We start from the raw sequence: 8,501 nt of genomic DNA, 5'->3' as shown, positions 1-8,501 counted from the left end.
ACGACCCCCACCATGTCAAGGTGGTGCTCTAACCAACTGAGCTACGCGCCTGCAAGACCGCTACTATAGCATTATTTGCGTCGCGCCCGCAATACACCCCCGATTTGCAACACTTTGGCCAAGATGTTGTTCAGGCGAGATGTATCGCCAGTCTGCACGGTCAATGTGATGGTGACGCGGTCACGCACAACGTGGCTGTGCATGGACAGTACATGGATCTTGCCTTGCGCCAAAACGTCGCACACGTCGCGCAGCAGACCGGTCCGGTCGTGCGCTTCCACCATCACATCCACAGCATATTGAGCTGACTCAGTGATGGCCTGACGTCCCCACGTGACCGGGATCACCCGCTCGGGCTGTTGTACTGCCATTTGCCGGAAGTTCACGCAGTCCACGCGATGGACGGCAACGCCCTTGCCTCGCGTTACGTACCCTCCAATGCTGTCGGGCGGCGCGGGCTTGCAGCAACGCGCCAATTGCGTCAGCAACGAGTCCAGGCCGACTACCAGCACGCCCTTGCCGTCTGTCGCAGCCTTGGAGGGATCCGCCCGGGCTATTCGTTGCGTGATGAGTTCGTCAGGACTTTGCTCTGGCGCGGCCGGACGCAGGAACTGCTCAATGTTGCGCAGAGAGTACTCGTCCTTGCCAACCACATCGAACAGGGCATCGGCACTCTTGAATCCCAGACGAGAGGCCAACTCATCCAGCTTGATGGCGGTTTTCCCCTCACGCTGCAACAGTTTTTCGACAGACTCTCGCCCCCGAGCGATGGTGGCCTGTTGCGCCAAAGCATTGAACCAGGCGCGAACTTTGGCGCGGGCACGTTGGCTTTTGAGGAAACCCAGATCGGCGTTCAGCCAATCCAGCGAAGGTCCCCCCTCTTTGATGGAGACCACTTCAACGGTCTGGCCGCTCTTGAGCGCGGTGTTCAGTGGCACCATGGCGCCGTCTACCTTGGCACCACGGCAACGGTGCCCCAGATTCGTGTGTAGGGTATAGGCAAAGTCGATGGGCGTGGCACCCTCGGGCAAATCAATGATCTCCCCACCTGGCGTGAAGACGTAGATGCGATCATCGAAGAGCCCTTTGTGGCCAGGCTCCCCCTGCGCATCATCCGCAGCAGCCAGATCTCGCTCCCAAGCCAGCAACTGACGCAAGACGGTTTTGCGTGCTTCGGCCACCCTGGTTTCAAAATCGCCTGCAGCCTGCACCCCCGCGTAGCCTTTGGTGCCAGCCTCTTTGTATGCCCAGTGTGCCGCCACGCCGCTTTCGGCATGGTCGTGCATGGCTTGTGTTCGGATCTGGATCTCGATGCTTCGCCCTTGCTCATCACGCACCACCGTGTGCAGGGATTGATATCCATTGGGCTTGGGCTTGGCGATGTAATCCGTGAACTCTTCCGGCATGGCTTGCCAGAGTTCATGTGTTCGGCTCAGCGCGGCGTAGCAGGCCGGGATGTCTGCAACGATGACGCGCAGCGCACGAATGTCAAACACCCGGTCAATGGGCAGATCCTTGCCCTTCATCTTCTTCCAGATGCTGTACAGATGCTTGGGGCGCCCCTGCACCAACGCCGGGATGCCTGCGTCTTTCAGAGCCTGGGCCAGTTGAGCACGCACCTGTTCAATGTGATGCTCTCGCTCCAGACGCTTTTCGTCCAGTGACTTTGCAATGGCCTTGTACGACTCTGGCATCAGGAAGCGGAAAGACAAGTCCTCCATCTCCCACTTGATCTGCCAGATACCCAAACGGTTTGCCAACGGTGCAAACACTTGAAGAGACTCTCGTGCCAAAGCACGGGGGCACGGCTGCTTGCTCTCGGCGTAATAGCGGAGTGTTTGCAGTCGCGAAGCCAGGCGCAGCAGTACCACTCGCAAATCGCGTGAAAAAGCCAGCAGCATCTTGCGAATGCGCTCGACCTGCTCGGCAGCCAGCGGCCCATCGACATCGTCTGCCATGGCATCGCGCGCATTGCGCTGCACCTGCACCAGCTTGCGGGTGTGCGTGACCAGCGTGGCCTCGTCGTCGCCGAACGAACGGGCGATGATCTCTTCGGGTTGCGTCAGATACTCGCTGGCATAGACCAGATATGCGGCCGCACGCAACGACGGTGGCGCTCCGATGCCTGACAGAATGAAGTTGACGCCGTCGGCATGCGTCAGCGCGTCTTCGCCCGTTTCGAACCGCTGTGTGAGCAGCAAGGGTTCAGCAAACGACCGAGCTTTGGACAAAATACTGCCTGAAGGTGACTCACCTTCAGGGGACATCTCGACCAGCTCGACGATGGCCGCATGCCCCGCCGAACCTGGCATGAGAGAACTGGTCTTCATTCGATCAAGAATTCCTTCACTGCGGCAACCTGATCTGCGGCGATCAACGTTGGCGCATGCCCAACACCGTCAAATTCCACCAACCGCGCCTTGGGTCCGCGCCGGGTCATGTCCACGGCCGTTGCCGTGTCCAGCAAGTCGGACTGCTTGCCTCGCAACAGCAGCACCTTGGCCTTCAAGGCATCGTACACCTGCCACAGCATGGCCTCGCCCGCAGCAGCGCTATCTGCGTTCATGGATTTGAACGGTGCGGCAATGGCCGGGTCGTAGTGCAGGATCAACCCGTTGCCCTCAGGCGCTTGCCGAAGCAATGGCCGAGACAAGGCCAGCCATTGCTCCGGCGTATGGGGACCAAATCCGGTCGAGATGTTCCACAGGTAGTCGGCAGCTTGCTGCTCGTCCGAGAATCGCATGGGCTGCCCCAAGTATTCGCCAATGCGCACGATGGCTTCGTGACGCACGCGTGGCCCCACGTCGTTGAGCACCATTTTGCGCAATGTCGCCCCCGACGCAGCGGGCGGCAGCGCCGACAGCGCCATGCCGATCAACCCGCCCATCGAAGTACCCACCCAGTCCACAGCAATGGGGTCGATTGCACCTCGTTGCGTACGCAGCGACTGGAGCAGCGCCACCATGTCACCCACATAGCCGAACACTTGGTAGCCAGATGGATCGGCCAGCCAGTCGGACTCACCGCGCCCCACCACATCCGGGCAGACCACGTGATAGCGATTACACAGTGCCTTTGCCAGGGTGTCGAAATCTCGTCCTTGCCGACTCAAGCCATGGACACAGATCACCACGTTCGGATTGCGCTCGTCACCCCAAGACCAATAGGCCATGCGATGGGTCGCTGCATCGTTGCGACTGGCGCCCGGGCAGGTGACATGGCGAAGCGTGGGTTGAACGTTGTTGTCTGTGCTCATGGTCGAATGAATGCGTGGCAGATCGATATCACAACAGATAATGGGCCATTCCACATTGTTTGTGTTTCTTCTTACCGACAGGAGGCCCGAGATGTTGAAAGGTAAAACCGCTTTGGTAACAGGCTCCACCAGCGGGATTGGTCTGGGTATTGCCGAGAAGCTGGCTGCGCAAGGCGCCAACATCATTCTGAACGGATTTGGCGAGGTCGAAGCCCCCCAATCGGCAGTTCGGGCCGCAGGCGCTGCACACGGTGTCAATGTGGGCTATCACGGCGCCGACATGTCCAAGCCTGCCGAAATCGAAGCACTGTTCGCCTATGCGCAGGCTGAATTTGGCGGCGTTGACATCCTGGTGAACAACGCTGGCATTCAGCACGTGGCCAATGTGGAAGATTTCCCTGTTGAAAAGTGGGATGCCATCCTCGCCATTAACCTGAGTTCGGCCTTCCACACCATGCGACTGGCGCTGCCTGGCATGCGTAGCAGGAACTGGGGGCGTGTGATCAATCTGGCATCTGCCCATGGATTGGTTGCATCGGCCGGCAAGTCGGCTTATGTTGCAGCCAAACATGGCCTGGTAGGACTGACCAAGGCCGCTGCACTGGAAACTGCCACAACAGGTGTCACCGTGAATGCGATCTGCCCTGGCTGGGTTCTGACGCCCCTGGTGCAAAAGCAAATTGATGCCAAGGCCGAGCGCGAAGGTGTCAGCCTGGCTGACGCGCAAAAGGGTCTGCTGGGCGAGAAGCAGCCCTCCCTTCAATTTGTCACCCCTGCCCAACTGGGTGACTTGGCCGTGTTCTTGTGCTCGCCCGGCGCGGACAACGTGCGTGGCGCTGCCTGGAACGTGGACGGTGGGTGGGTCGCGCAGTAAATCAGCCATGTCAGTGATTCCCGCGGCCCTGGGCGAAAGCCCCTCGGGCCATGCCCCCGGCACCCCCTATTCGCCGGTATACGACGACGTCTATCACGCGGCGGCCGGCGCTTGGCCTCAGGCTCGGCACGTGTTCATGGGCGGGAATGGACTGCCTGCGCGCTGGCAGCATCAAACTCGGTTTGTGATTCTGGAAACCGGGTTTGGTCTGGGGAACAATTTCCTGGCAACGTGGGCCGCCTGGTTGGCTGACACCGAGCGATGTGATCGCCTGGTTTTCATCTCGATTGAGAAGCACCCTCTGACGCGTGATGATTTGGCGCGCGTGCACGCAGCCGTGTCCGACACGCAAGACCCAGACGCTGAATTGCGCGCCGCATTGTCAAAACGCCTGATCGAGCAATGGCCGCCACTGACCGCTGGCTGGCATACCCGGCACTTTGACGAGCCGTTGTCAGCTGGCGGGTGCCTGCAAGGCGTGACGCTGATGTTAGGGCTGGGTGACATTGCCGAGTTGCTGCCGTCATTGCTGGCCTCGGTCAACGCGTTTTATCTGGACGGTTTTGCGCCAGCCAAGAATCCCGATATGTGGGATGAAGGCTTGCTGTCCCGCCTCGATCGTCTGGCGGCGCCTGATGCCACCGCAGCCACCTGGTCTGCTGCGCGCGGTGTGCGCGACGCACTGGCACGAGCCGGCTTTGTAATGACGAAGGCGCCCGGTTTCACCGGCAAGCGCGACATGATTCAGGGGCACTTTGCCCCTCGGTATGTGGCGCCTCCACCTGCTGGTGGCTTGTTGCCTGCCGTTGCCTCGCCACATCGGCATGCGCTGGTCATCGGAGCAGGCCTGGCAGGGTGTTCCGCTGCGCATGCCCTTTGCCGCCAAGGGTGGCGGGTCACACTGATCGACCGGCATGCTGGGCCCGCGCAGGAGGGTTCAGGCAACCCAGGCGGTCTTTTCCACAGCATTGTTCACGGCGAAGACGGGATTCATGCGCGCGCCCACCGTGCGGCGGCACTCGCCACGTGGTCTCAAATTCGTGGGTGGATTGCTGATGGCCGGGTTGCAGGACAGGCACAAGGACTGATCCGCCTCGATGCCAAGACCAACCGCGATGATGCGGAAGCTTTGCTCACCAAACTCAGCCTGCCTGACGACCATGTCGAGTGGCTGGAGCGGGCGCAAGCCGCAGAAATGAGCGGACTGGATTTGCCCAGTGGCGGATGGTTTTTCCATCAGGCGGGATGGGTGCATCCAGCGGGGTATGCCAAGCAGTTGCTGAGCGAAGCTGCGCAATGGCAGCTGAATGGTCAACCGCTGCTGTCCGTACGTTGGCACTCAGCGGTCGCATCGCTGACGCAGGCAGAAGACGGCACCTGGCTGGCTGTTGATGACCATGGTGATGAAGTCATCCGGGCGTCGTCCGTTGTCATGGCCTGCGCGCACCAAACTGTAGCGTTGTGCGAAAAGTTGCCCGAGGCGTTGGCCGTGTCGCCCGTGCCACTTTCAAAGGTGCGCGGGCAGATCACTGCGATCGCGCGCGACACGACGAACTTCGAGTATGTAACGCTTCCCAGATTGCCCGTTGCAGGCAGTGGTTACGTTCTGCCGCTCTGCGGCAAAGATCTTCTGTGTGGCGCTACGACGCAGCACCACGATGAGGATCCAGCGATTCGGCAAGCTGACCACATCCACAATTTGGGTCAAGCCAAGCGCCTCGGTGCATGGCATCGGGATCTGGCCGTGCCATCGGAAGCCCCTGACATGACGACCCTGTTTGGCAGAACCGGATGGCGAGCCACTACGCCAGACCGATTGCCATTGGTGGGAGCGATGCCCTGGTCTATCGACCGACTTCAGGCAGCGAGCCGCAAGGTGCGAATGGACCAGGTGCGGTTGATACCACGCCAGCGCACCGCGCAAGGCGGGCTATTTGTTGTGACTGGACTGGGTTCTCGGGGGATCACCTGGGCCGCACTTGCGGGAGAATTGCTGGCCCACTGGGTCACTGGCGCCCCCTGCCCGGTCGAGATCGGACTCAGAGATGCCATGGACCCGGCACGATTTCTGGCCCGAACCAGCCGCCAGACTGACAAATTGACGAACGATGAGTGACACCGAACGCCCGATTCCAGGACTGACCGACCGGCTAAGGTTGGATAAATGGCTGTGGGCAGCTCGTTTTTTCAAGACACGCGGGCTGGCTGCCGACGAAATTGAAAAGGGTCGCATCCAGGTCAACGACCTGGTTGCCAAGGCATCTCGTGAGTTGCGCGCCGGCGATCGGGTGGAAATCCGTCAAGGACCGATCATCAAAACTGTGGTCGTCAAGGCATTGAGCACGGTCCGTGGCCCTGCGCCCCAGGCGCAGCAACTCTATGAAGAGACGCCAGAAAGTGTGCAACTGCGCCAGCAGGCCCAGGAGCAGCGTCGATTAGGTGCCGAACCCGCCGAGAGCATTGAACAGGGACGACCCACGAAGCGCGACCGACGGAAACTGGCCGACTGGCAGCGGTGGTCCGTCAGCATCGAAAAATAATTTCTTTATCCCTCTTGAAAGCCAGCCGGACACCCTGACATGGGGAGGGTTTTCGCAAACAACCACCCGAATCAGAAATGAGCGACACGACCAACACGCCCGAAGAGGCAGCCACCCCCGACACGGCAAACGAAGCACTGCCGAACGAGTCCGTGGCCCAGGACATGACCGAACTGCTGGCCAAGCACGCCGAGGTGTCCGACGCCTACCTGCGCGCCAAGGCCGAGGCCGAAAACATTCGCCGCCGCTCGGAAGAAGAAATCGCCAAGGCGCGCAAGTTTGCGGTGGAATCTTTTGCCGAATGCCTGCTGCCCGTGCGCGACAGTCTGGAGGCCGCTCTGGCTTCGCACGCTGCCAAGCCCGACACCCCGGTGGAAACCGTGCTGGAAGGCGTGACCGCCACGCTGCGCCAGTTGACCGCTGCGCTGGAGCGCAACAAGGTGCTGGAAATCAATCCGGAAGCTGGCACCAAGTTCGACCCCCACTTCCACCAGGCCATCAGCATGGTGCCTGCCGAGCAGGAAGCCAACACCGTGGTGGGCGTGCTGCAAAAGGGTTATTCCATTGCCGAGCGCGTGCTGCGCCCTGCCCTGGTTACCGTGGCTGCACCCAAATAAACCTCTGGCACGAACGCCCCAAGCCCTTTTTTGAAATAGGGGCTCTTGAAAACGGCGCCGGCGTGCACAGATAACGAATCAATCGGAAGCGACTGTCTTCCAGACCAAATCCTCTAGGAGCACACAAACATGGGCAAGATTATTGGTATTGACCTGGGCACCACGAACTCGTGCGTGGCCATCATGGAAGGCAACACCACCAAGGTGATCGAGAACAGCGAAGGCGCTCGCACCACCCCTTCCATCATTGCTTACCAAGAAGACGGTGAAGTGCTGGTGGGCGCCTCGGCCAAGCGCCAGGCTGTGACCAACCCCAAGAACACCCTGTACGCGGTGAAGCGCCTGATCGGCCGCAAGTTCACTGAAAAGGAAGTGCAAAAGGACATCGACCTGATGCCCTACACCATCACCGCTGCTGACAACGGTGACGCATGGGTCGAAGTGCGCGGCAAGAAGATGGCGCCTCCTCAGGTGTCGGCCGACGTGCTGCGCAAGATGAAGAAGACCGCGGAAGACTACCTGGGTGAAGAAGTCACCGAGGCCGTCATCACCGTGCCTGCGTACTTCAACGACGCACAACGTCAAGCCACCAAGGACGCTGGCCGCATTGCGGGCCTGGATGTCAAGCGCATCATCAACGAACCGACGGCAGCTGCGCTGGCCTTCGGCCTGGACAAGGTTGGCAAGGGCGACCGCAAGATCGCAGTGTATGACCTGGGTGGCGGCACCTTCGACGTCTCCATCATCGAAATCGCTGACGTGGACGGCGAAAAGCAGTTCGAAGTGCTGTCGACCAACGGTGACACCTTCTTGGGCGGTGAAGACTTTGATCAACGCATCATCGACTTCATCATCAGCGAGTTCAAGAAGGAATCTGGCGTCGACCTGACCAAGGATGTGCTGGCCCTGCAGCGTCTGAAGGAAGCCGCTGAAAAAGCCAAGATCGAGCTGTCGAACTCGGCCCAGACCGACATCAACCTGCCTTACATCACCGCTGACGCCACCGGTCCGAAGCACCTGAACATCAAGCTGACCCGTGCCAAGCTGGAAAGCCTGGTCGAAGACCTCATCGAGCGCACCATCGCGCCTTGCCGCACCGCCATCAAGGATGCTGGCGTGGCCGTGGCCGACATCGACGACGTGATCTTGGTCGGCGGCATGACCCGCATGCCCAAGGTGCAAGAGAAGGTCAAGGAATTCTTCGGCAAGGACCC

The 8,501-nt window shown here is 60.3% G+C and carries 7 protein-coding genes; 5 read left to right on the top strand and 2 right to left on the bottom strand.

Annotated features, from left to right (window positions below):
- Positions 1-71: 71 nt before the first annotated feature.
- Together ACOYNB_RS13960 and ACOYNB_RS13955 are read right to left on the bottom strand one after the other, a co-directional pair.
- Positions 72-2,330: a RelA/SpoT family protein gene (locus tag ACOYNB_RS13960; protein WP_422839600.1), complete on the bottom strand. Its 2,259-nt coding sequence runs from the start codon at positions 2,328-2,330 to the stop codon at positions 72-74.
- A complete protein-coding gene (locus tag ACOYNB_RS13955; RefSeq protein ID WP_422839599.1) occupies positions 2,327-3,256 on the bottom strand; it encodes an alpha/beta fold hydrolase in 930 nt (309 codons plus the stop codon). The genes ACOYNB_RS13960 and ACOYNB_RS13955 overlap by 4 nt, the downstream gene beginning before the upstream one ends.
- 91 nt (positions 3,257-3,347) lie before the next feature.
- Between ACOYNB_RS13955 and ACOYNB_RS13950 the strand changes: the two genes are divergently transcribed.
- The 5 genes from ACOYNB_RS13950 to ACOYNB_RS13930 form a co-directional block, all read left to right on the top strand.
- Entirely contained in the window at positions 3,348-4,130 is a 783-nt protein-coding gene (locus ACOYNB_RS13950; protein ID WP_422839598.1) for a 3-hydroxybutyrate dehydrogenase, read from the top strand.
- 7 nt (positions 4,131-4,137) lie between these two features.
- Positions 4,138-6,246, top strand: coding sequence for an FAD-dependent 5-carboxymethylaminomethyl-2-thiouridine(34) oxidoreductase MnmC (gene mnmC, locus ACOYNB_RS13945; protein WP_422839597.1), 2,109 nt, complete (start codon positions 4,138-4,140; stop codon positions 6,244-6,246).
- On the top strand, positions 6,239-6,670 hold the full coding sequence (locus ACOYNB_RS13940) for an RNA-binding S4 domain-containing protein (protein WP_422839596.1): 432 nt from the start codon (positions 6,239-6,241) through the stop codon (positions 6,668-6,670). Before mnmC ends, ACOYNB_RS13940 begins: the two co-directional genes overlap by 8 nt.
- Positions 6,671-6,747: 77 nt before the next feature.
- Positions 6,748-7,287 carry a nucleotide exchange factor GrpE gene (grpE, locus tag ACOYNB_RS13935; RefSeq protein ID WP_422839595.1) on the top strand — a complete coding sequence of 180 codons (540 nt, stop codon included), beginning with the start codon at positions 6,748-6,750 and terminating at the stop codon, positions 7,285-7,287.
- A 129-nt stretch (positions 7,288-7,416) separates the two neighbouring features.
- Positions 7,417-8,501, top strand: a 1,085-nt coding sequence (locus ACOYNB_RS13930; RefSeq protein WP_422839594.1) for an Hsp70 family protein, incomplete at its 3' end; no start/stop codon positions are given.

Source organism: Aquabacterium sp., from assembly GCF_049317225.1.
Lineage (GTDB): Bacteria > Pseudomonadota > Gammaproteobacteria > Burkholderiales > Burkholderiaceae_C > Aquabacterium.
This window is presented reverse-complemented; position numbering and strand designations above follow the sequence as displayed.

Bases quoted from the DNA above. Each gene is read 5' to 3' on its own strand.
- ACOYNB_RS13960 (WP_422839600.1), bottom strand. From the start codon at position 2,330: ATGAAGACCAGTTCTCTCATGCCAGGTTCGGCGGGGCATGCGGCCATC.
- ACOYNB_RS13955 (WP_422839599.1), bottom strand. From the start codon at position 3,256: ATGAGCACAGACAACAACGTTCAACCCACGCTTCGCCATGTCACCTGC.
- ACOYNB_RS13950 (WP_422839598.1), top strand. From the start codon at position 3,348: ATGTTGAAAGGTAAAACCGCTTTGGTAACAGGCTCCACCAGCGGGATT.
- mnmC (WP_422839597.1), top strand. From the start codon at position 4,138: ATGTCAGTGATTCCCGCGGCCCTGGGCGAAAGCCCCTCGGGCCATGCC.
- ACOYNB_RS13940 (WP_422839596.1), top strand. From the start codon at position 6,239: ATGAGTGACACCGAACGCCCGATTCCAGGACTGACCGACCGGCTAAGG.
- grpE (WP_422839595.1), top strand. From the start codon at position 6,748: ATGAGCGACACGACCAACACGCCCGAAGAGGCAGCCACCCCCGACACG.